The organism is Malonomonas rubra, from assembly GCF_003247215.1.
GTDB lineage: Bacteria > Desulfobacterota > Desulfuromonadia > Desulfuromonadales > Geopsychrobacteraceae > Malonomonas > Malonomonas rubra_A.
In genome coordinates, this window is the sequence record NZ_QKAP01000100.1 from 1 (window position 1) to 21,961 (window position 21,961).

The following is a 21,961-nucleotide window of genomic DNA, read 5'->3' on the forward strand; positions in this document are numbered from 1 at the left end:
TGTAAGCTACCGCATCCTCAACCACGCAACGGGTTACGATCAGGTATCGGGCTTCGTGATATTTGGCACACTTACCCTCCCGCAGCGCCGAATCAGGTTCGCTTGCGCTATGTGCAGCTTACTTCCTATCGCTTCCTTCAGACCCTGCCGTTGCCAGCAACGCCCTTGCGATTCGGATTGTCTTCCCCCCGATCAGGGTGACGCCTGCATCTTGCAACAGGCCGGGTTTGCCAGCTCCGCTGGGCAAACCAAAAAAAAGCCCGCTGGTTTTACCCAGCGGGCTTTATAGCATCGCAACTATGTAATTTTACATAGCGTCGATAATAGCGTTCAGAGTTGCGCTCGGGCGCATCGCTGCATCGGCTTTGACCGGATCAGGCTTGAAGTAACCGCCACAGTCAGCCGGGGATCCCTGGCAATCGATCAGTTCCTTGTCAATCTTCTCGGCGTTCTTGCGCAGCTCAGAAGCAACCTCGGAGAAGCGAGCCTTCATCTCGGCATCCTGATCCTGAGCAGCCAAAGCTTCTGCCCAGTAGAGAGACAGCCAGAAGGAGCTACCACGGTTATCGATCTCACCAACCTTACGGGAAGGCAGCTTCTGGTTCTCCAAGTACTGACCGATACCAGCGTCGAGGGTCTCAGCAAGGATCTTGGCCTTCGGGTTGTTGTCGGCAGCGGCAGCCTGCTCCAGAGACGGAACCAGCGCGCAGTACTCGCCGAGGGAGTCCCAACGGATGTGACCTTCCTTAAGGAACTGCTCAACGTGCTTCGGAGCCGAACCACCAGCACCGGTCTCGAACAGACCACCACCAGCAATCAAAGGAACGATGGAGAGCATACGAGCCGAAGTACCCAGTTCGAGGATCGGGAACAGATCGGTCAGGTAGTCCCGCAGAACGTTACCGGTAGCGGCGATGGTGTTCTCGCCTTTACGGACGCGGACGAGGGAGTACTTCATCGCCTCAACCGGTGCCATGATCTTAATTTCCAGACCAGCGGTATCGAACTCAGGCAGGTACTTGTTGACCTTCTTGATCATCTGAGCGTCGTGAGCGCGGTTTTCGTCGAGCCAGAAGATAACCGGCTCACCGGAAGCCTTGCCGCGGGTGACAGCCAGCTTGACCCAGTCCTTGATCGGAATGTCTTTTGCCTGGCAGGAACGGTAGATATCGCCGGTGGAAACCGGTTGCTCCATCAGTACTTCACCAGCGGAGTTAACAACCTGGAATTTACCGGGGCCTGCAGCTTCAAAAGTCTTGTCGTGGGAACCGTACTCTTCAGCTTTCTGCGCCATCAAACCGACGTTGGAAACGCTGCCCATGGTAGCCGGGTCGAACTGGCCGTTCTTGTTGGCGTCTTCACAGATCTCGCGGTAGAAGGTGGCGTAGCAACGGTCAGGAACCATGGCGATGGTGTCCTGCAGTTCGTCCTGCAGGTTCCACATGCAACCGCCGTCGCGGACGACGTTCGGCATCGATGCGTCGACGATGACGTCGTTAGGCACGTGCAGGTTGGTGATGTTCTTGCGGGAGTCAACCATGGCCAAGGCCGGGCCGGTCTCATAGCACTTGTTGATGTCGGCTTCGATTTCAGCTTTTTTGTCAGCCGGTAGTTTATTCAGTTTATTGAGGATGTCGCCCATACCGTAGTTCGGGTTGGCACCGATCGACTTCAGGGTGTCAGCGTGCTTCTCAAGTGCGTCCTTGAAGTAAACTTTAACGGCATGACCGAACATGATCGGGTCGGAAATCTTCATCATGGTTGCTTTGAGGTGCAGAGAGAGCAGTACGCCCTTCTCTTTTGCCTCAGCTGCGGTTGCCTCGTAAAACTTTTGCAACTCGGCAACCTTCATGACCGAGCTGTCGAACACTTCACCAGCCAGCAGATTGAGTTCTTTTTTCACTTCGACGTTGCCAGCTGCGTCAACGAACTGAATCTTGACGGTGTCGTCCTTCTCCATGGTGACCGATTTCTCCGTCTCGTAGAAGTCACCACTATCCATGTGAGCAACGCGGCACATGGAAGTACCCGGAGCAGGCCAAGGCTTCATCATACGGTGCGGATTCTTTTGAGCGAATTTCTTAACCGACAGAGCGGCGCGGCGGTCGGAGTTACCTTCACGCAGAACCGGGTTGACGGCAGAACCGAGACACTTGGCGAAACGCTCCTGCAGAGCTTTTTCCTCCGGGGTGGTCGCTTCTTCCGGATAGACCGGGATATCGTAGCCCTTTTCCTGCAGTTCTTTGATTGCAGCTTGCAGCTGAGGAATCGAAGCGCTGATGTTAGGCAGTTTGATGATATTCGCTTCCGGCTTCTGCACCAGCTCACCCATCCAGGACAGCCAGTCAGCGACCTTCTGCTCTTCGGTCAGCTTCTCGGGGAAATTAGCGATGATACGACCGGACAGGGAAATATCCTTGGTCTCGACTTCAACGCCGGTACCTTTGGTAAAGGCCTGAACGATCGGCAGAAAAGCGTAAGTAGCTAATGCCGGTGCTTCATCAATTTCTGACCAGATAATCTTTGCCATTCTTCTCTCTCCTTAAAGTGTTAATGCCAGTATTGCCAAAGGCTCGAAAAGATATGTGAAATATCTTTTCAGAATTTTTCTCCCTAAAGCACACCAGATATGGTGCTCATGAAGTTGTATACAGTATACAGAAGGTCAATAGCTGTCAAGAAAAAATGGTCAATTTCACATGCGTCTAACCGTCCGATTGAAAAAGGATCTTGAAACGTTAGCCACCCTTAAGGACAATCATTTACCAGTGAGCAAAATTTTCTTTCAACCATCCGTTTTTACATGCAATTATGCTAATCTGCGGGCAGGAAAAAAGCGTCTTGAAAACCCGATTAATAAAACAATCTGCCGTATCGACTACTCCCAACTTAAGGACAGGATTTAACATAACGTGTCTCCCCTTGAATTTGCCATTCTGGCCCTGACATTTGTCATCAGTTTATCGATCGTCTGGAACTCGTTACGGGTCGGTATCACGCCAGTGCCCAGTTCAAAAAAAGCCCGTCAAACAATTCTTCAGGCTGCTGAGGCAGCAGCAGCGGAAGGAGCCATTCTTGAACTCGGCTGCGGCTGGGGGCACTTGGCGTTACTCTTGGCCCAAAAATATCCGCATCGACAGGTCATCGGCTATGAGGTCTCTTTATTCCCATGGCTGTTTTCTTTGCTTCTGAAACGGCTGCGGAGGGCAGATAATCTTCTTCTGCTAAAGAGAAATTTTCTGGGCAGTGAACTTCCACCAGCGGCGCTGGCCATCTGCTACCTGCATCCTGGAGGGATGACTAAACTGGCAAAGAAGCTGCGTGAAGAAAGACCGCAGATCGATATGCTGATCAGCAACACTTTCGCTCTGCCCGATAGAGAACCTCTACAGATCTATCGACTGAAAGATATCTATAAATCGCCTATTTATGTCTATCGGTTGACAGAAGAATCAGACGTCAAGAAATGAGATATGGAAATCGCTCAAGCTGATCACCAGGCAACGGTTGAGCAGTTTCGGTTCTCCGCCAAGCACAGCAAGCAGTTCATTGCTCATCAACCCGGCCACCACAGCAGCAGCAGAGCCAGTCACCGGGATTTCCCCTGCCGGCTGCTGAACCCCGGAAAAGATTGCCGCCAACGTCTGTGACGCCCCTTTCTGCAGAGTCAGCACCTGCCCTTCTTCCCCCTGCACACCGGCATGTACCAGATAGTTTTTTTTCGAAATGGCACGTTCCAGCAGAAACCGGCTGCGATAGTTATCCAAACAGTCGGCGACCAACGTAGCGTCGTCAGGAGGACGAAAGGATTCATCCAGGCGACCGGAGAGTGGCACTATTTCGGTGGTACTGTTGATCCGGAAAAGACGATCGCAAGCGAGCATCAGTTTCGAGCTGCCGACATCCTCTTCTGCATAAAGCAGCTGCCGATTCAGGTCTGGCCAATCGACATATCCGTCATCCAGCAGGTAAAGTTTTCCGACACCGGCTCGGGCCAGCAACTGGCCGACCAGCGCTCCAAGGCCACCAAGCCCGGCGACAAGCACCACCCCTGACTCGATTCGTTGCTGCTTCTCTTCGCCCCACTGCAACAGCTGGCGGGCATAACGTGGGTGGAAAGCCATCACCCCCCAGCTCCTGGGGGGAAAAAAGCGATCACATCACCGTCTAGGACCCTACTTTGCAGACCATCGAGATGGTGAATATTCTGCCGGTTGATCAGGATGATGGTGCCAGCGTGTAACTGCCCGTCACAGTCGATCAGTTTCTGTAGAAAGGGAGTGGCTATCTGTTGCTGAACACGGCTGAGCAACTGCTCTACCGTTTCTTCCGCAACCGCTGGCAACTCCAGTTTTTCTTGCTTCAGCAGAAGCCTCAACAGGCTGTAGAATTGAACCTGTAGCATCTTCGTCTCAACAGGCCAGCCTCAACTGGGTCTCAGCATAATTGGCGGTTCCCGCGAGCAACTGCTGACCGGGAAATCGGCTGCGGGTTTTCACCAACTGATAATAAAGACCGGCATCATTGGTTTCACCGATCATGGTCGCACCGATCACCCGCTGCTGCTCGTCGAGAAAAACCTTGCGAAAACGCTCGGTCAGCGCATTGTAGTGGAGCATTGCCACCGGAGCATCGTCCTGGCAATAACCGACCGCCGCAACATCAATGCCGAAGATTTCGGTGATATTGTTTTTCAGGCTCCCTTCATACTCAACCCGGTATCCGAGCATATTCAAAGCTGCATTCTCTCCCTGCTCGACGGCAGTCATCCAGTTGCCTTGAATGGTCGCCTCTCCACAGTTGAAATCAGCCCCCTCGGCGGCATCCCCGGCGACAAAAATGTCAGGATGACTGCTGCGACAGAATCGATCAATACAGACCCCCTCATTGGTCTGCAAGCCGGCTTCGACCGCCAGCTGAATATTCGGCGTCACTCCTTTGCCGACAATCAGCAGATCGGTCTGTAACTGCTCACCCGACTGCAGCGACAGAGTCAAACGCGCCCCCTCGTTGATCTGGTTGACATCGTTCCCCTTGAACAGTTGCAGCCCTTTCTCGAGGAGCGATTTTTCCAGAATCGCTGCCGTTTCGGCATCGACCACGCGGCTAAAAATCCGCTTGGATCCGACCACCAAGTGCTTCTCCATCCCCTTTTCTGCATGCGAGAGTAACGGCAAACTGACCAGTCCTGCGCCGATTGCGGTAACTGCTTTGGCACCTTTTAGCAGTGTGATCAACTTTTCCGCGTCAGCTGCGTGGCGCAGCACCGTCGTTCGCTCCGAAGAAATGTTCAAGGTTCTCGCCTCGGCCCCAGTCGCCAGCAGCAGCTTGCCGAAACCTATTTTTGAGCCATCAGCCAATTCGACATATGGGCCATCGGGATCGATCGCTACCGCCGACTGCCCGAACAGGGTCGTTACTCCCAGCTGTTGATAAAAAGTTTGAGCGACGATATCGAGCCCCGCCCGATCGATGTGCCCGCCGACATAATAAGGGGTCAGCACCCGTGAATACGCTGGGCAATCTTCGCGATCAATAATGGCGATCGTCCTGCTGCGATCATGCTTGCGCAGCGTGCGCAGCGCCTGCAAGCCGGCGGCGCTGTTGCCGATAATCACAAAATCGAAATACTGGGCCATACAATTTCCTCAAGGGAACGGGCGGACCGATGGACCGCCCTTGCAGAGTCAACCTAAACCCAATGTTGCCAGCTTTTCCTCCGTCGGCACACCGTCATCGCCCCAGCCACGCACCTGGTAATACTCAGGCAGCATCTTGTCCAACTGGGCCACAGCCCCCTTATACGGCCCTTCCGGCAAAGGCTCGCTCAGCAGCCGCTTCGGCAGGGTGTCCTGCGCTGGGTCGATGCCGGCCTTCAGATTGAAGACCCGTTCCAGGTTGTAGATCCGGTCGCCCAGTTCAAGGAGCTTCTCATCCTTGAAATCCTCACCCGTAGCCGCAGTGCAGAACTTGGCGAACTGCGGTACACCAATGCCGAAAGTCGTAAACAAGCAGGTTCCGGAGGAGTCAACCACGGCGGTAAAATCCTGAAAGATCTTCGCCCAGGTTGCCTTCCCTTCGGTTGCGGCCGGGTCAAGTTTCTCAGGCAAACCGAGAATCTCCGGCGAAACCAAGTAGCCACGCACATGACAGGCGCCCCGATTACTTGTGGCGTACTGCAGTGCCATTCCCTGCAAGCCACGTCCGTCGTAAGCCGGGAACTCCAGCTTCTTCGAGGTCATCGATAGCTCAGGTACGCCGTAGCTCTCTGCCAACCGGTAGGAGCCCTGCGCCAACTTGGTGCCGAATCCCTCGTTCTTTCCGGCTAACTCGACCATTTTCACCAACGCATCACCGTCGCCGAAATTGAGTGGCATGCCGATCTCCTCCTCCTTGATCAGCCCTTTCTCGAACAGTTCCATGGCACAGGCGACCGTCGATCCGGCAGTGATGGTATCCATCCCGTACTCGTTGCAGATATAGTTGGCCTTGGTTACTGCTGCCAAGTCGCTGACCCCACAGGCCGCACCGAGTGACCATAGGGTTTCGTATTCAGGGCCTTCGCCATCCCCTTCGAAGCGGGCACCTGTAAGCTTGGTCACCCTCCCGCAACCGATGAAGCAGCCCATGCAGCTCTTGTTGCGCCGTAGGTAGGTTGCGGCGAGGGTTTCCCCGGAGATCGCCTCGGCCCCTTCGAAGGTGCCAGTCTGCGAGTTGCGGGTCGGCAGCGAACCGGCCTGATTGATGATGTTGACCAGCACTGGGGTGCCGAGGGCACCCAAACCTTCACCGGTAACCGGGTTCGCCCGCAGCATACCGTAAGCTTCCATCGCCGCGTCACGGTAGCCCTTCGGATCGGCGACTTTGACCCCGCCGGTACCGCGTACCGCAACTGCCTTCAGGTTCTTGCTGCCCATTACCGCGCCAACGCCGCTACGCCCTGCGGCGCGATGTTTGTCGTTGATGATATTGGCGAACAGTACCTGCCGTTCCCCGGCCGGCCCGATGCAGGCGACCTTGGCGTCACCATGAAACTCGGCAAGGATCGCGTCCTCGGTCTCTTGGGTTTCCTTGCCCCACAGGTGCAGGGCGGCGACCAGCTGCACCTTGTTATTGTGTATCTGCAGGTAGACAGGATGCTCGGACCTGCCTTCGAAAATGATCATGTCGTAACCGGCATAGCGCAGCTCGCTCGGGAAATATCCGCCCGAGTTGGAACTGGCAATGGTGCCGGTCAGCGGCGATTTGGTGACCGCCATGTAGCGACCGTTAGCGGCACCGTATGTACCAGTCAGCGGTCCAGTCGCCATGATCAACTTATTATCGGGTGACAGCGGGTCGGTTTCCGGCGATACCTCTTCAACCAGGTATTTCGACGCCAGCCCGCGGCCGCCAAGAAACTCCTTGGCCCACTGTCCATTCAGCGCTTCGACGCTGCAGGTGCCAGCGGACAGATCAACACGTAACAGTTTTCCATTCCAGCCCTTCATTTTACGCCTCCATCTGTCCGTCTTTCATGGTGTTGACAAAACGCAGAATCTTTTGCCGCAGTGGTTTGTCCTCTTCGTCCAGTGTCAGACAGGCCGTCGGACAAAAAGCCACACATTCGGGCGTATCATTATTGCAGAGATTGCATTTGTCGACCTTCCCAGTTTCCGGCAGGTACTTGATCATGCCGAACGGACATGCGCTGACGCAGGTCCTACAGCCGACGCAGCGGTGCTCGTCGACATAGACGATGCCGGACGGCATTTCCTTGCTGATCGCCGCCTTCGGGCAGGCTTTTTCGCACCAAGGTTCGTCGCACTGCATGCAGGTGACGGTGATGAACTTGGCTTCTTCGAGAAACACTTCGTTGTAGATACGGGTTTTACTCGGCGCAAACTCGCCAGCGTTTTTGAAAGAACAAGCCAGTTCACAAGTTTTGCATCCGACGCACTTCTCCGGCTCGATACGGATCAGTTTCTGCATAAGCGACCTCCCTGACAAGATAGGTTCAACAAACCGTCGATCTCGGATATATTGAAGAAAGGCAAAGTAAGGAGCAGCTAGTGAAAAGCTCCCCTTGAACAGCACTCAACAAAGGTATAGGTATAGCAGTTTTTCCACAAATAACAGCAAAGTGCTCTAATCTTTCTACAGAGTTCTTGCCCAAGGAGTTCGACGGCATGCCCAGCAACAGTGACACCCATCTGAAAAGCATCGGCTACATTCTCTGGATCTTCGGTTTTACCGGCTCGCACCGCTTTTACTATGGCAAACCAGTCTCCGGCACTATCTACTTCTTCACTCTGGGATTATGCGGTATCGGCTGGCTGATCGACCTGTTTCTCATTCCGGGAATGGCCCTCGCCGCCGACCAGAAGTACTGTGCTGGCTACCTCGACTACACGGTCGCCTGGGTGCTGCTGACCTTTCTCGGTTTTCTTGGCATCCACCGGATGTATATGGGAAAATGGCTCAGCGGACTGCTCTACCTGCTGACCGGCGGTATCTTCGGCTTCGGTTATCTTTATGATTTCTGGACCCTGAACACGCAGGTCTCTGAAATTAATGGATAGTAAAAGCCGACAGGGCAAAACATGAAATGTCCTTCGGAAGAAACGGGCGAGACAACAGCTCGCCCACAACTAATTAGAACTGTAACGATTTGATTTCGAGAAACTCCTCCAACCCATAACGCCCCAGCTCTCGGCCATTCCCCGATTGTTTGTAACCTCCAAACGGAGCCAGCAGGTTGAAACGCCCGCCATTAATATCGACCTGCCCGGTCCGCAAACGGCGAGCGACCCGCTCGGCACGCTTCACATCGGCCGACCAGACTCCGCCGGCCAAACCATAATCGGTCGCGTTAGCAATACGGATCGCATCCTCCTCGTCTCGGTAACTCATGATACAAAGCACCGGGCCAAAGATTTCTTCTTGGGCAATTGTCATCTCTGGGGTCACCTTTCCGAACAGGGTCGGCTGCACATAATAGCCGATCAGCAGCCCTTCGGGGCGCTCTTCACCACCACATAGCAGCTCGGCCCCCTCTTTAATCCCCCTGCGGATATATCCGACAACCCGCTCGCGCTGCGCTGCCGAAACCAGCGGCCCAAGCTTCGTCTGCATATCGCGGGAATCACCCGGTAAAAAACTTTTGGCAGCCTTGACCGCTAACTCAACTGCCCGCTGGTAGAGCGCCTCGGGGACCAGCATGCGGGTCTGAGCGCTGCAGGTTTGACCGGAATTAAGCATGCAGCTGGTGATGCTCGCCTTGACCGCTGCCTCAAGATCGGCATCATCCAGAATCAGGGCAGCCGACTTCCCACCCAATTCCAGCGCGACCCGCTTGACCGTCTCCGCCGCCAGCGCCGAAACCCTCCTGCCAGCGCGGGTCGATCCGGTAAAGGAAACCATATCAACATCAAGGTGCGCGGCCAACGCTTCGCCAGCAACTGGCCCGTAACCGGAAATCAGGTTAAAAACTCCCGGGGGGAAATTGCAGGCATCAACCAACTCAGCCAATACAAACGCATTCAAAGGGGTCAGCTCGCTCGGCTTTGCGACAAGGGTACAGCCTGCAGCCAATGCGGCGGCAACCTTGATCATCAACTGATGCAGCGGATAATTCCAGGGAGTAATCGCCGCAACCACCCCAACCGGCTCTTTGACAATTTTCGAGTTGCCGATCTGCTCAGTAAAGGGATACTCCTTGAGCAACTTGATGTAGCTGTCGAGCACCGCCACAGGCAAACCGACTTGAATTCGCTGACTCAGTTTAATCGGCATGCCAAGCTCTGCCGTGATCAGAGCACCTATTTCTGGAACCTTTTCCGTCAGCTTTTCATGCAACCGACGGAGATACACCGCACGCTCCTGCTGACTTGTCGCTGACCAGCCGGGCAACGCCTTCTTCGCCGCAGCGACTGCACTCTCGACATCCCCCCTATCGCCCGCTGGAACAGTTCCGATAACCGCTTCTGTAGCCGGATTGACGACTTCGATCCGTTCAACACTGGTTGCCGAGGCCCATTGACCACCGAAATAAAATTTGTCATATTCCCGCATCTGCGCAACCTCCCAACTTGCTTACTTCATGAAAAGGGTAAAAAGCCTCTAAATGTTTGGGAAATCCCTGCTGACAAGTATACACATCTCTACTTGTGGCAAGCACTCATTAAAGGGGCTTTTGCGAAAACCGCTTAACCATTTAAGAATACTACCATTATCTGAACTTGACAGTTTTGCTCTTTTCCAACAGGGAGTCAGTTATGGGCCAAGAAAGCACCCAGACCTCTTCACTCATTCAGAACCAGACTTTGTATCCCCCCCCAGCTAGCTACAGAAGTCGGGGAAAACACTGCCGCGCTACAAAGCGTCACCGAAAACAGCCAGGAATCTCAATCGGCCCATCTTTTCCGTTAGCCTTTGCAAAAGCTTAGTAGCAGGCTGGAATATGCGGATGAAATAAGCTACAAAGCATTTAACAAACTAAGTGACACCCTTGAGAAATATTTCACCAAGGCAGAGAAATTAGGTCGTGAAGAAGGTCACCAGAAAATGAGCCGTGGTGGAGTCCGCCGAATTGACACCGACCTGCGCAGCTTGTCGCTCCGGATGTGTTGCAGCTTGCCAAATCAGCGACAGGTCAACCTGCAGAAGCTACTACCGAGTAAGAACCTGCGAATGTGGAAAACATCCAGACTGTGTCGCAAAACAAAATTATCACTCAGGTCAAAATTGAAAGCATGTTATTGGAAATCAGCATCACCTTTAAGCAATCGGCAATTATGCAGCTGGTTCCGGTTACAGGTAACGACACAGCAGAAGGCAGTAGCGACAAGCAGTTCGCTAATAGCCATACCAACCTGAATGACCTGATTACTCAACTGGAAATTATCACCGCAACAGCGAAAGACTTGTACGAATCGCTGACCGAAATCAGCAACCTGCTGATCGAAAAACAATCCGGAGGACAACGGCGACTTTTTCAGGTCCACTTTTGCCTCCCAGGCCCCGATCGGCCTAATCGCAGCCGACGAGGCAGGTCACGGCACCACCATCTTCCCGACCTCAGATGGAGAAATTGCCAAAGTCGCCAACGAAGTGGGATCACTGCCTGAAACTGAAAACGGAGTCGGAAAATCCGAACCCGTTGCTCGTACAAACCAGGCAACTCAAAGGTCACAGGCTCTACCTTCAAACTGAAATCAGTTCGTCCGAAAGGATCGTAACCTTTTCACCACCATCCTTGGTAACGATATAGGTATTCTCGATTCCAATCGGCCCCAGTTCGGGAAAAACAAACTTCGGCTCCACGGCGATGGTCTGCCCCGCGATCAACTGCATGTCGAAACCTTGCGCCAGCACTGGGAACTCGTCCAACTCCAAGCCAACTCCGTGACCAACAAACTTTGCCTGTTCTCCCGGAGGCCCCATATAGCAATCGCCGAGCCCCGCATCGATCGCCAGTCGCTCCGATTCGGCAAAAAGTTCGGAACAGATCGAACCCGGCTTCAGCTCAGCGGCGATCCGATCCTGAATCTGGCAGGCGACCTTAAAACCATGCTGCAGCTGCTTCGGCAGTTCCCCACAGACGTACATGCGCGTCATGTCAACAGTGTACCCGTCAATAATCCCAGCATAATCTATCAACACCGGCTGACCTGCCTCTATTAACTTCTCAGAAGCACCATGTCCAATGGCGCTGGACATTCCTTGCCCGGTTACCGGACCATCGAAAAATCCACCTTTGCTGCCGCTGGTGCCAGCGACCACTAACCCCATGAACAACTCCTGGTTAAAGGCGCGCAGCCGCACCGGGCCTTCCCCGCCGATCCGCCGTAAGCCGGCTTCGAGTTCTGCTGCCAGGTCAATCTCGCGGATACCCGGCTGCAGGATATCCGCAACCGCTGCGAAAATCCGACTCAATTGCGCCCCGGCGTGCCGCATCCGTTCTAGCTCCCACGGAGATTTCAACGAACGCAGTTCCCGGTTGATTATACTGATATCGGCGAAATCACACTCTGGCAGAATTTTCCTGTAGTAGCCATACTGATGCATCGGCAGCACATCATAGGTCAACCCGATTTTCCGCTGCCCTTCAAACAAGTGGGCGAAGTCTTTACTGCGGGGAAAAGGGCGAATATCTTCAATACAAGCTTCTTCCCGGGCTCGTGAAAAGCTCTTGCGGACCAGCAGAATCGCCTCACCCGCCGCCGGGACCCAGAGCATTCCGTTCTGGCGAGTTCCCGTGTAGTAATAAACATCGATGGGATAAATCAGTATAGCGCCATCCAGCTCAGACTGCTGCAAACGTTCCTGCAGACGGGAGATCCGGGCCGGGCATTCCTGTTTCAACGACATAAAAATATCTCCGCAACAGTTCAATAAAGACGAAATCATATCGAAGGCAGGTTTGCTTAGGAAGCGATTTTTGCTTTTCCAAAAGGGGGAAAAGAATCAGGCCTAAATCTTGATAGTTTGTCTGATATTCGGATCGAGGGAGATCATCGCCTCCTCTATCTGCTTTAGCGCGGCTTCTCCCTACAGCTACTGCTTGCTAAATTCTCTGTTTTCGGCCCCAAATTCCATGACCGCTGAGATGTTCTGCCTGACTTGCTGATTTGAAAAGCTCATTACCGAATTGACCGATATAGGCCAGTATTCTCTACAAAAAATCCTGAAAGGGCCTTATCGGATGGAGATCGATAATTCTTTAGAAAAATCTTCAGGAAGATGCCATTGACTGGCGGCAATATTCCCCAGATTATAACGCAAAACCAATCAATAGCCATCTGGGAGAGATTCGATACTCAACGATTTCAGCCTTGTTCTGCTAATTTTCAGTTCCTGCCTTACGCGGCCTATGCCGATGAACTTGTTCAACTGCTCAGTTCCTTGATCATCGGCACATTTGAAGAAGGGAATGTCCAATACGGAATTGTCACCTTTAAAGAGAACGGGACCTATGCAGAAAAAACGTTTTCGACGAGAGACAAAGAAACTCTATTGCTGACACCGGAAGGGTTATGAAAAATGGTTGATAACGAGTTCCAAAGCCAACTAACTGGATCAAATTCCTTCAACGCCCGCGACTGGCGAATCTATCACCGACAAAGTCGTCCAGATCAACAGAAACGAATTGATTCTGATCGGGTTGGACAGCAAACACTATGCAAAAAACGGGTTCCGCCCGAAGCAGATCAATAATCTATTCCTTTGGATAGCTAAAAAAACAAATCCGCCGCCGCAGGCTTTTTTCAGCCACATTTGATGAAATGATCTCCCCCTGCTACCGATGTCGGCTTCAAAGAGCCATGATGGAAGAGTCCCCCAATGTTCAACGTAGCAGAGAGGAGATCACAAATGAAAATTATCACTGTTGCAGAGACCTGGAGAAAAACGTTTTTCATATCGTCTGTAAAATGAACACAACAAAGTGGTGAAAAAGAGGATGTTGCTCCGTAGTCAGGTCAGTCCGTTCTTTTTTAAGCTTTCACCCTGCCGGGTTGCGATGGAGGCTTGTGCAACCCCTCACTTCTGGGGACGAAAGCTCACTTTCATGGGCATGATGTGAAACTAATTCCACCATAGCATGTCAAGCCGTTGGTTCAGGAAAACAAGAATGATTACAACGATGCACGTGCCATAGCCGAGACGGTCAACAGACTCAGGGTATCATTTGTCGCTATCCAAACCGAAAAAGGCATGACATTCAGGCGATTCACAGAATCCGTTCCCAGTGTCGCGAGACCGTACTGCCCTGAGCAATTCCACTCGGGGGTTGCTTGCGGAATACGGCATTTCCTTCCCCAAAGAACTTGCCGTACTGGGTCGCAGGATTCTTGAACTTCTTGAAGAGGATCTGAAAGATGCGCGCTCGGCAAACCGGGGCAACCGCGTAAAGTGCTCGATCTGGTTCTGGCACAGGAAATGGGACTCTGGCGAGTTCTGGATTATACTGCCGATAGATTGCGCTTATAGGAAAACACTCTGCAGAATATCTACATCGAAGATATCCAGTGGGCAGAACAAACCATCAAGGGCTAAAAAGCATCTTTACCGTGGCCGCTGTTCCAGCTCGATTAACAACTTTTTCAGCTGCTCTATCTTTTCATTGAGCAGCTGATTCTCATTTCTCAGTGTCTCCAATTCCGAATCGGGCTGTTGATTACTGGACTGAGACCCGCCCAGATCCTGGTTGTGCAACTGCCCATATTGAACCAGACTTCTGGCGTGCGCCGACAAGGGAGATGAAGGGTAACGCTGCTGGAATTTTTCCAGCGCAGTCAACTGTCTGTTTTTAATAAACTGATCGAGGGCGGACATGAATTGATCCTGCTCATTCTGCCCTGGACAAGGCTTTTCTTTCTGGAGTAGCGCTGGAACGGAACAACCGACCAACACCCAGAGAGCCGCGAAAACAACTATTAATCTCATCCGTTACTTCCGCCGATCCAACATGTAGTTACTCCCCTGCTGCTCTTTCAGAAATTTTTTGACCTTAGCACAATCTTGGCTGATCGCCAACCTGGACGGAAAATCGTAATGATCTGAACGGATCACAGCAATTGAGACCGTCATCAGCGGGAAGGTACGCTCGACACCGAACCGGTCTTTACCAATAAAAGAACCTTTGGCCCTGTCCTCTTCATTATAGAAATAAGGAACCATCTGCTTGAACTCCTCGATCAGTTTCTTCGCCAGTTCTTCTCCCTTTTCCAGTTCGGTGACAACCACATAATCATCCCCACCGATATGCCCGATCAAATCCTCGGGGGTTCCCCCCTGCCGGACAACCCGCTCGATCATCTCACCAACCCGGGCCAGCACATCACTCCCTGCCTTGTAACCGTATCGATCACTGTACGATTTGAAATTGTCGAGATCGATATACAGGTGAGTGAAGGGCTCACGCCTTGATATCCGCTGGTCAAGCTCCCGGTCGATGGCAAGATTCCCTGGCAATCCCGTCAGAGGGCTCGCATCGAGACGCAACTGTTCCAATTCCCTGAGCTTACGTCCCATACTGATAAAGTCCTTGGCGAGTTGGGCGAACTCTTCATCGTCGCTCAAATTCGGTTGATGCTCGAAGCTGCCGTCGGAGATTTCCAGAGTCGCCTGCTTGAGCGCTTTGACCGATCGGTGAATACTCATTATCACGGCAACCGAAACAGGCGCCGAAAGCCCGATGCCGATCATGGCGAACAGCAACGTCAAACGATATGCCTCATCACTCTTCTTGGACAATGCCGCTAAGCCGTTATTGATCCGCAATTGTTGTTGCTGCCGTAAATTAGCCAATTGCTTGAGCAGTTGACTGCGAAGCGGAACGGTCGATTCATTCGAGATGTTAATTGCCTTTTCCCAGTTGTTCCAGAGCAGAGCTTCGGATAATTGGTCATCAAACTTACGGTATGCCCGCAAGCGCTCAAAAAGGGGCGCCAACAGATCGACAAACGGCTCGCGACTGATAGAAAGGGCATAGCCAGACAAGGCATCATTTCGATTGAAGCGAAGCTCACGTAAAGACGGATCACGTAAGATCAGTAACTGCTTTTCAATATTTTCCTGCGCGAGCAGATTTTGTTGCAGGTCACGAACCAACTCGAAGGCCCGGAAATCGACATTGACCAGTTGCTGCGCTTGAGCGGTTTGCTGATGCAAACGGAAAAGCGCAAACCCGATCGCCAACAAACTGAAAAAAACGATCACCAGATAACCAATGATCACCTTTTTTGTCACGGTTGAGAAGAGTTTGCGCATAGTATTAAAATCCTAGAAGATGCCAACATGAAATCATAACATGCTGGTTCTAAACCGACCAGTAGCTTCTTTCGCTCAGCAAGAAAAGGCGTCCCCTCACAGACGCCTTTTTTCGACAAACCTGATGAGCATGCCCGGCAGCGTCACAAACCGAGGTAGGCCTTTCGAACGGCATCGTTTTCCAACAGGTTATCGGCATCGTCGACCAGGGTAATGCAGCCATTCTCCATTACATAGCCGCGATCAGCCAACTTTAACGCCTGGTTGGCGTTCTGCTCAACCAAGAAGATCGTCGTATTGTTTTCTTTGTTGATCTGCTTAAGGATATCGAAAATCTGCTTGATGATCAGTGGCGCCAGGCCCAGCGACGGTTCATCGAGCAGCAACACCCGCGGCCGGGCCATCAACGCCCGGGAAATTGCCAGCATCTGCTGTTCGCCGCCGGAAAGGGTTCCGCCGAGCTGGTTTTTCCGCTTTTCAAGAATCGGGAACAGGGTCATGACATAGTTCATATCCTGCTGCACCAGTTGCTTGTTCTTGCGCAAAAAGGCGCCCATTTCCAGGTTCTCAAGTACTGTCATATCGGGGAAAATACGCCTTCCTTCCGGCACCTGCACAATCCCTTTCTGGACAATCCTTTCTGCACTCATCCCCGTGATCGTATCGCCATCGAGAGAGATCTCCCCAGAACGGGGTGGGGTAATGCCACAGATTGACATCAAAGTCGTGGTCTTCCCAGCACCATTGGCGCCGATTAGAGTAACAATTTCCCCCTCCTTGATTTCCAGAGAAACATCCTTCAAGGCCTGAATGTTTCCATAATATGTTTGAATATTGCTGACCTTAAGCATCGGTTTCCTCCCCGAGATACGCTTCGATGACCTTCGGATGATCCTTGATCTGTTGTGGACTTCCTTCAGCAATCTTCTTACCGTACTCCATCACGTAAATCGGATTGGATATGTTCATCACCAGTTTCATATCGTGCTCGATCAGCAAAATAGCAATCTGTTCTTCCTCACTGATTTTACAGATCAATTGATCCAAGTCTCCAGTTTCCTGCGGGTTCATCCCGGCAGCCGGTTCGTCAAGCAACAACAAAAACGGTTCGGTCGCCATCGCTCGGGCGATCTCCAAGCGCCGTTGTGCACCGTATGGAAGATTCTTTGCAAACTCGTTGGCAGATTCTGCCAGCCCGACCTTTTTCAGCAACTGATAACTGGTCTCGACAATCTCCTGTTCCTCCTTGCGCACCCCCTTGTCGCGTATAATTGAACGGAAGATGCCGGCGCTGGTGCGACAGTGCCTGCCGATCATGACGTTTTCCAGCACGGTCATATCGGAGAATAGCCTGATATTCTGGAAAGTCCGCGCCAGCCCCATTTCGGTGACCTTGTTAGGTTTCAAGCCATTCAGCCGCCGGGTCGGCAAGCCCTTCGGGTGCAATAGGATGTCCCCTTTAGTCGGATTATAGATACCGGTAACACAGTTGAAAAAAGTCGTCTTCCCGGCCCCGTTCGGCCCGATCAATGCCGCGATTTCCCCTTCGTGAACTTCCAGAGAGACGCTGTCAACGGCGCGCAGGCCACCGAAATCCATGGTCAGTCCTTTAACTTCGAGTAATTTATGTTTTTCAGCCATGCTCGGTCTCTTCCGTCAATTTTTTGTATTCATACTTGGTACGGATATTACTGATAATCCCCTGCGGGCGGAAAATCATCATCAGCACCATTGCTGCGCCGAACGCCAACATCCGGTATTCCGAAAACGCCCGCAGATATTCCGGCAGAAGAATCAGAATAAAGGCACCGAGAATCACCCCGAGAATAGAGCCCATCCCGCCAAGGACAACGATCGAGAGGATGATCGCCGACTCCATGAATGTGAAGCTGGCCGGATTGATAAAGGTCGTCTTGGCCGCAAACAATACGCCGACCATGCCGGCCCAGAAAGCACCAAGCGCGTAGGCCGACAATTTCGTCCGCGCCATGTCGATCCCCATCGCCACGCAAGCAATTTCATCCTCGCGCAGGGCGATCCAGGCCCGCCCGATGCGACTGTTTTTCAGCCGGTTGGTGATCAGGATGGTAAAGACCACCAGCGCGATCATGATGTAGTAGATGTAGGTGGTCGAAGAATCGATGTTCATGTCCATGCCAAAAAGGCCCGGCTTATCGATATTGGCAATACCGCTCGGACCGAAGGTAAAATCACTCCAGTTCTCCAGCACCACCTTGATGATCATGCCGAAACCGAGGGTAACGATCGCAAGGTAGTCACCACGAAGGCGCAGGATCGGGAAACCGAGTATCACTCCAAACAGGCAGCCGAAAATGCCGCCGACCGGCAGAATAGACCAGAAACCGATCCCGAAATGATGATTCAATAACGCATAAGAATAGGCACCGACAGCAAAAAAGGCGACATAGCCGAGATCGAGCAAACCGGCTAGACCGACCGAAATATTCAGACCAAGACCAAGAACAACATAGATCAGTGCCGAGATCATGATGGTGTTCTGGTAGGTGTCGAACACCAGCGGAAAAATCAGAGCCAGCAATAGCAGTAAACCCATCGCCTTGTAGCGAAACCCCATATCCTCCATCAGCAATTGCAGTTTGCCGTGACTGATGTCTTCTTCATTTTTCTTCGCCTGCTTGCGTGCCAGCAGATAGCGCCAGGCATAGGAAAGGGAAAAAGTGGCGATAGCTACCCAGACCATACTCATCCAGCGCCATTCCACTACCTGTTCGGTAGTGTTGACCCGGACTGCCATCAACGGAAAGGTCAGGAACACAAACCAGATGGAGACCAGAATCGACTGCTTGAAATCTTTCATCATCTTCGCCTCCTAAACCTTCTGTTTGCGGGCCTTGCCGAGGATACCGGCCGGTCGCAGGATCAGAATCAACACCAACAGACCGAAGGCGAACACATCTTCGTAATCACTCGAAACATAGCCGGCGGCGAAACTTTCGGTCCAGCCGAGCACCAGTCCGCCGAGCACCGCACCCGGAATCGAGCCTATACCGCCGAGGACCGCCGCAGTAAAAGCCTTAACCCCGGCCAGAAAGCCGATGTAGAAATTGACCTGCCCGATATAGGAGGCAACCAGCACTCCGCCAATCGCTGCCAGTGCCGAGCCGATGACAAAGGTTAGGGAGATAATCCGGTCGACGTTGATGCCGACCAGCCTGGCCATGCTCATATCCTGCTGCGTGGCGCGCATCGCCTTGCCAACCTTGGTCTTCTTGATCAGCAGGGTCAGCAGAATCATGGTGACAAAGGTCGTGACTAGGATCACCAGTTCCGGCGAACCGATGAAGTATGCGACCGGCTCCATGAACTCGAAATCGGGAATCAGGTTGGGAAACGGCAGAAAGTCAGAGGTCTGGGCCAGCAGGACATAGTTCTGCAAAAAGATCGACATACCGATGGCACTGATCAACGGTGACAGTCGCGGGGCGCCGCGCAGTGGTCGGTACGCGATCTTCTCCAAGGTGTAGCCGTAAGCACTGGCCCAGATGATAGCGGCAATCGCGGCCAGTATCAGCACCGATATCCCGGAAAATCCATAGATTGTGCAAATCCCGGCCACAATCAGGCCAACGAAAGCGCCGATCATGTAGATTTCACCGTGAGCAAAGTTGATCAGCTGGATAATGCCGTAAACCATCGTGTAACCTAGGGCAATCAGAGCATAGATACTCCCCCGGGTCAGCCCGCCAAGAAAGAGTTCGAGAAAATAATCCATATAAAAACCGTGTTGCAGGAGTTGACGGCAACAAACTGAAGTTTGGCACCACAAATAGTAACGAAATTTTTGTGCAATCAGTATAGCGTAAACAAAGCTTCAGGGGACTGGTGCATCACCAGCCCCCTGAATGGGACCAAATCACAGCGCCTGAAATTCAGGGTTATCGCCATATTTGCTAAATTTATTTCAGCTCTTTAAAAGCACCATTTTCGACTACGTAAACCGAAAAGCCGACACCTTCCGCATCACCCTTGCTGTCAAATTTGATATCGCCAACAGGGGTTTCGACGTACTTGGTGTGCAATGCTTCAACGACCTTGTCATAATCGGTGCCACCCGCCTGTTCGATCGCGTTCAACAACGCCAGAGCCGCCGAGTAGCCTTCTTGGTAAAAAGCACCCGGATCTGTACCATATTCCGCCTTGAACTCTTCGTAGGCGGCCTTGTTTAACTCATTCTTCGACAGGTCACGTGGACCAGTCATGTAAGCGCCTTCAGCAGCCTCGCCAGCAACTTTAAGGAAGCTGTCGTCCTTGACGCCGTCATCAGAGACAAATACAGCTTTCATCCGCTTACGTTTCATCTGAGAAACAATTTTGGAAGCTTCCGGGTGGTAACCGCCCCAGATCAGCGCATCGGCATTTTCACGACGCACTTTTTGGATAATGGAGGAGTAATCCATAGCCCCTGGAGTCACGCCTTCAAACAGGACAACCTCGGCTTTGCCCGAATCTTCAATGAACTGTTTGGCGAACTCAGCGAAGCCTTTGCCATAGTCACCTTTATCATGCAGAACGGCAATCTTTTTCTTACCCAGATCGTTGATTGTGAAGTTGATAGCCAACCTTGCCTGCATATCGTCAGAAGCGATGGTGCGGAAGAAGTTTGGATAATCGCCGCTCTGTGTCAGGGGCGGGTTTGTTGCCGATGGCGACATAACTGGAATTTTAGCATCCTTGTAAATGCCAAGAGCAGCCTTGGTGGCACCAGAGCAGATGTGACCAAGGACAACATCTGCGCCATCAGTGACCAGCTTGGTCGCAGCGTTGGTTGCCATTTCCGGCTTGCATTGATCATCCTGAATCAGCAGTTCGACCTGTTTGCCAAGCACGCCACCAGCAGCATTAATTTTTTTGACGACCAGCTGAGCGGCCCTCATAGCCGGAATACCATATGGAGCGAGGTCACCACTATGCGGCCCGGCGACACCAAGCTTGATGGTATCAGCCGCAAAACCGGCGGTGGCCAAGCCGAAGGATAGAACCACCGAAGTCAATAGAACCGTAATTTTTTTCATCTGGGAAACCTCCTCTTAATATAAGTTTAAAAAAAATATTTAGGCTGACCGACCAAGGTATAAATCAAACCATTTTGGTGGTCAATAAAAAAGCCAAACCATTAAAACTAGGGAACTGCCACCTGCTGACAGGGTTTCCAAAAGCTGTTTGCTTCCTTCAGCCACTGAAGATCTTGCGCATCTCGGCAATCATCTGGGCCACTTTTTCGGGTTTGGCAACCATAGAGGCCAGCCGCTCGATAGCGGAAAAGAAACTGGCGATTTCTTCCTTGCGCATATCAGGGCCGACAACGGCAAAGGCTTTTTCAACTTGGGAAACTCCAAACTTGCCGGTATAGTTTCCGGCGATCGTCTTCAATCCGGCCAGCGCCTGCCGTCGTTTCTGCTCCACCTCCTCCTGCCGAGAACGAATCACCTCTTCTTCACGTTTACTGCGATCCTCTAAGAGCAATTTTCGTAATCGCTGCCAGATCGGTCCCAAGTCGGCAGAGGCCATCAAATCTGCCAACACCAGATCATCGATACTGGCAGTTTCTAGCATATCGAGTTTAGCTCCCGGCAGTCGTGCAACAGACTTTGACAGATCCGCGGAAACCTGCAGCTCAGCGGCACCATCGTGAAAGAAACCAAGCGCATGACCTGCGTCATAAAAGATCAGAGCGGTTTTCTGCTCGGCGTAAATGCGCAGACAACCATTAAACTTTTCCGCTTTAACTTTATCCAGCAGAGCCCGAACATTGATCAGTTTCAGCTCCTGTTCTCTGTAAATATATTTTCCATGCAACAAGGTGTGCAGACCGATGGCCAGATCAGGTTCGAGGCGGTAGATATTGAGGATTGCCTCTCCACGAATCGAAACCTCAAAAACCTTGGTGATCGCATCATAGGCAATCAGCGGAGGGCCACTCTCTGCTCGCGCGAACAGCGCGCTTATCAATTTGCCGCGCTCGAAAATAATGATCCCGTTCCCTTGAGAAGCATCGAAACGCAGATAACCGGTAAAATTACCAACCCGCAATTTTTCCATCGCTTCCGGAATATTAATCCGGGCGGGATTGACATTTTGTCTGACGGGAACGCCTCGCGGCAGGAAAATCATCGTACAATACCTCGATGGGATGAAAGATAAGCCATTTAAAAATATCCGGCTAAAA

The 21,961-nt window shown here is 52.2% G+C and carries 21 protein-coding genes; 3 read left to right on the plus strand and 18 right to left on the minus strand.

The annotated features are described in order from the left end of the window. Nucleotides 1–307: 307 nt before the first annotated feature. Nucleotides 308–2,530, minus strand: a complete 2,223-nt coding sequence (locus Q7J88_RS10615; RefSeq protein WP_303722169.1) for an NADP-dependent isocitrate dehydrogenase — start codon at nt 2,528–2,530, stop codon at nt 308–310. 382 nt (nt 2,531–2,912) lie between these two features. On the opposite strand from Q7J88_RS10615, the gene Q7J88_RS10620 reads away from it, so the two are divergent. Then, nucleotides 2,913–3,470, plus strand: coding sequence for a class I SAM-dependent methyltransferase (locus tag Q7J88_RS10620; protein WP_303722170.1), 558 nt, complete (start codon nt 2,913–2,915; stop codon nt 3,468–3,470). On the opposite strand, the gene Q7J88_RS10625 is transcribed toward Q7J88_RS10620, so the two are convergent. From Q7J88_RS10625 to Q7J88_RS10645, 5 genes are read right to left on the minus strand one after another with little or no spacing between them, the layout of a single operon-like run. Beyond that, nucleotides 3,453–4,124 carry a ThiF family adenylyltransferase gene (locus tag Q7J88_RS10625; protein WP_303722203.1) on the minus strand — a complete coding sequence of 224 codons (672 nt, stop codon included), beginning with the start codon at nt 4,122–4,124 and terminating at the stop codon, nt 3,453–3,455. The genes Q7J88_RS10620 and Q7J88_RS10625 overlap by 18 nt on opposite strands. After that, nucleotides 4,124–4,405, minus strand: coding sequence for a MoaD/ThiS family protein (locus Q7J88_RS10630; protein WP_303722171.1), 282 nt, complete (start codon nt 4,403–4,405; stop codon nt 4,124–4,126). The genes Q7J88_RS10625 and Q7J88_RS10630 overlap by 1 nt, the downstream gene beginning before the upstream one ends. Before the next feature lie 7 nt (nt 4,406–4,412). Then, the gene (locus tag Q7J88_RS10635; RefSeq protein WP_303722172.1) at nt 4,413–5,639 is read right to left on the minus strand and encodes an NAD(P)/FAD-dependent oxidoreductase; all 1,227 of its coding nucleotides are present in this window, start codon (nt 5,637–5,639) and stop codon (nt 4,413–4,415) included. A 48-nt stretch (nt 5,640–5,687) separates the two neighbouring features. Continuing rightward, complete coding sequence (locus Q7J88_RS10640; protein ID WP_303722174.1) at nt 5,688–7,490, minus strand: aldehyde ferredoxin oxidoreductase family protein; 1,803 nt, start codon at nt 7,488–7,490, stop codon at nt 5,688–5,690. Nucleotide 7,491: 1 nt separating this feature from the next. Beyond that, complete coding sequence (locus Q7J88_RS10645; RefSeq protein ID WP_303722175.1) at nt 7,492–7,971, minus strand: 4Fe-4S dicluster domain-containing protein; 480 nt, start codon at nt 7,969–7,971, stop codon at nt 7,492–7,494. A 197-nt stretch (nt 7,972–8,168) separates the two neighbouring features. Here Q7J88_RS10645 and Q7J88_RS10650 point away from each other — a divergent pair, with 197 nt between their 5' ends. Further along, on the plus strand, nt 8,169–8,561 hold the full coding sequence (locus Q7J88_RS10650) for a TM2 domain-containing protein (protein WP_303722177.1): 393 nt from the start codon (nt 8,169–8,171) through the stop codon (nt 8,559–8,561). Nucleotides 8,562–8,634: 73 nt separating this feature from the next. On the opposite strand, the gene Q7J88_RS10655 is transcribed toward Q7J88_RS10650, so the two are convergent. The 3 genes from Q7J88_RS10655 to Q7J88_RS10665 all read right to left on the minus strand — a co-directional run bounded on the left by Q7J88_RS10655 (nt 8,635) and on the right by Q7J88_RS10665 (nt 12,351). After that, entirely contained in the window at nt 8,635–10,053 is a 1,419-nt protein-coding gene (locus Q7J88_RS10655; protein WP_303722178.1) for an aldehyde dehydrogenase family protein, read from the minus strand. Nucleotides 10,054–10,736: 683 nt separating this feature from the next. After that, nucleotides 10,737–10,985 (minus strand): hypothetical protein, encoded by a 249-nt coding sequence (locus Q7J88_RS10660; RefSeq protein WP_303722179.1) that lies wholly within the window; start codon nt 10,983–10,985, stop codon nt 10,737–10,739. 199 nt (nt 10,986–11,184) lie between these two features. Next, a complete protein-coding gene (locus Q7J88_RS10665) occupies nt 11,185–12,351 on the minus strand; it encodes a Xaa-Pro peptidase family protein (protein WP_303722180.1) in 1,167 nt (388 codons plus the stop codon). 378 nt (nt 12,352–12,729) lie between these two features. Between Q7J88_RS10665 and Q7J88_RS10670 the strand changes: the two genes are divergently transcribed. Next, nucleotides 12,730–13,020 (plus strand): hypothetical protein, encoded by a 291-nt coding sequence (locus Q7J88_RS10670; RefSeq protein ID WP_303722181.1) that lies wholly within the window; start codon nt 12,730–12,732, stop codon nt 13,018–13,020. 691 nt (nt 13,021–13,711) lie between these two features. Here the strand turns inward: Q7J88_RS10670 and Q7J88_RS10675 are convergent. The 9 genes from Q7J88_RS10675 to Q7J88_RS10715 all read right to left on the minus strand — a co-directional run bounded on the left by Q7J88_RS10675 (nt 13,712) and on the right by Q7J88_RS10715 (nt 21,906). After that, a complete protein-coding gene (locus Q7J88_RS10675; protein ID WP_303722182.1) occupies nt 13,712–13,915 on the minus strand; it encodes a hypothetical protein in 204 nt (67 codons plus the stop codon). Between the two features lie 131 nt (nt 13,916–14,046). Further along, complete coding sequence (locus tag Q7J88_RS10680; protein ID WP_303722183.1) at nt 14,047–14,427, minus strand: hypothetical protein; 381 nt, start codon at nt 14,425–14,427, stop codon at nt 14,047–14,049. A 3-nt stretch (nt 14,428–14,430) separates the two neighbouring features. Further along, nucleotides 14,431–15,753, minus strand: coding sequence for a diguanylate cyclase (locus tag Q7J88_RS10685; RefSeq protein WP_303722184.1), 1,323 nt, complete (start codon nt 15,751–15,753; stop codon nt 14,431–14,433). A 143-nt stretch (nt 15,754–15,896) separates the two neighbouring features. Continuing rightward, complete coding sequence (locus Q7J88_RS10690; RefSeq protein ID WP_303722185.1) at nt 15,897–16,604, minus strand: ABC transporter ATP-binding protein; 708 nt, start codon at nt 16,602–16,604, stop codon at nt 15,897–15,899. Further along, nucleotides 16,597–17,394 carry an ABC transporter ATP-binding protein gene (locus Q7J88_RS10695; protein ID WP_303722186.1) on the minus strand — a complete coding sequence of 266 codons (798 nt, stop codon included), beginning with the start codon at nt 17,392–17,394 and terminating at the stop codon, nt 16,597–16,599. Before Q7J88_RS10695 ends, Q7J88_RS10690 begins: the two co-directional genes overlap by 8 nt. Next, nucleotides 17,387–18,592: a high-affinity branched-chain amino acid ABC transporter permease LivM gene (gene livM / locus Q7J88_RS10700; protein WP_369682015.1), complete on the minus strand. Its 1,206-nt coding sequence runs from the start codon at nt 18,590–18,592 to the stop codon at nt 17,387–17,389. The genes Q7J88_RS10695 and livM overlap by 8 nt, the downstream gene beginning before the upstream one ends. Nucleotides 18,593–18,604: 12 nt before the next feature. Further along, on the minus strand, nt 18,605–19,507 hold the full coding sequence (locus tag Q7J88_RS10705; protein WP_303722188.1) for a branched-chain amino acid ABC transporter permease: 903 nt from the start codon (nt 19,505–19,507) through the stop codon (nt 18,605–18,607). Nucleotides 19,508–19,691: 184 nt separating this feature from the next. After that, the gene (locus Q7J88_RS10710; protein WP_303722189.1) at nt 19,692–20,807 is read right to left on the minus strand and encodes a branched-chain amino acid ABC transporter substrate-binding protein; all 1,116 of its coding nucleotides are present in this window, start codon (nt 20,805–20,807) and stop codon (nt 19,692–19,694) included. 157 nt (nt 20,808–20,964) lie between these two features. Next, the gene (locus Q7J88_RS10715; RefSeq protein WP_303722190.1) at nt 20,965–21,906 is read right to left on the minus strand and encodes a hypothetical protein; all 942 of its coding nucleotides are present in this window, start codon (nt 21,904–21,906) and stop codon (nt 20,965–20,967) included. Between the last annotated feature and the right edge of the window lie 55 nt (nt 21,907–21,961).

Bases quoted from the DNA above. Each gene is read 5' to 3' on its own strand.
- Q7J88_RS10615 (WP_303722169.1), bottom strand. From the start codon at position 2,530: ATGGCAAAGATTATCTGGTCAGAAATTGATGAAGCACCGGCATTAGCT.
- Q7J88_RS10625 (WP_303722203.1), bottom strand. From the start codon at position 4,124: ATGGCTTTCCACCCACGTTATGCCCGCCAGCTGTTGCAGTGGGGCGAA.
- Q7J88_RS10630 (WP_303722171.1), bottom strand. From the start codon at position 4,405: ATGCTACAGGTTCAATTCTACAGCCTGTTGAGGCTTCTGCTGAAGCAA.
- Q7J88_RS10635 (WP_303722172.1), bottom strand. From the start codon at position 5,639: ATGGCCCAGTATTTCGATTTTGTGATTATCGGCAACAGCGCCGCCGGC.
- Q7J88_RS10640 (WP_303722174.1), bottom strand. From the start codon at position 7,490: ATGAAGGGCTGGAATGGAAAACTGTTACGTGTTGATCTGTCCGCTGGC.
- Q7J88_RS10645 (WP_303722175.1), bottom strand. From the start codon at position 7,971: ATGCAGAAACTGATCCGTATCGAGCCGGAGAAGTGCGTCGGATGCAAA.
- Q7J88_RS10650 (WP_303722177.1), top strand. From the start codon at position 8,169: ATGCCCAGCAACAGTGACACCCATCTGAAAAGCATCGGCTACATTCTC.
- Q7J88_RS10655 (WP_303722178.1), bottom strand. From the start codon at position 10,053: ATGCGGGAATATGACAAATTTTATTTCGGTGGTCAATGGGCCTCGGCA.
- Q7J88_RS10665 (WP_303722180.1), bottom strand. From the start codon at position 12,351: ATGTCGTTGAAACAGGAATGCCCGGCCCGGATCTCCCGTCTGCAGGAA.
- Q7J88_RS10680 (WP_303722183.1), bottom strand. From the start codon at position 14,427: ATGAGATTAATAGTTGTTTTCGCGGCTCTCTGGGTGTTGGTCGGTTGT.
- Q7J88_RS10685 (WP_303722184.1), bottom strand. From the start codon at position 15,753: ATGCGCAAACTCTTCTCAACCGTGACAAAAAAGGTGATCATTGGTTAT.
- Q7J88_RS10690 (WP_303722185.1), bottom strand. From the start codon at position 16,604: ATGCTTAAGGTCAGCAATATTCAAACATATTATGGAAACATTCAGGCC.
- Q7J88_RS10695 (WP_303722186.1), bottom strand. From the start codon at position 17,394: ATGGCTGAAAAACATAAATTACTCGAAGTTAAAGGACTGACCATGGAT.
- livM (WP_369682015.1), bottom strand. From the start codon at position 18,592: ATGAAAGATTTCAAGCAGTCGATTCTGGTCTCCATCTGGTTTGTGTTC.
- Q7J88_RS10705 (WP_303722188.1), bottom strand. From the start codon at position 19,507: ATGGATTATTTTCTCGAACTCTTTCTTGGCGGGCTGACCCGGGGGAGT.
- Q7J88_RS10710 (WP_303722189.1), bottom strand. From the start codon at position 20,807: ATGAAAAAAATTACGGTTCTATTGACTTCGGTGGTTCTATCCTTCGGC.
- Q7J88_RS10715 (WP_303722190.1), bottom strand. From the start codon at position 21,906: ATGATTTTCCTGCCGCGAGGCGTTCCCGTCAGACAAAATGTCAATCCC.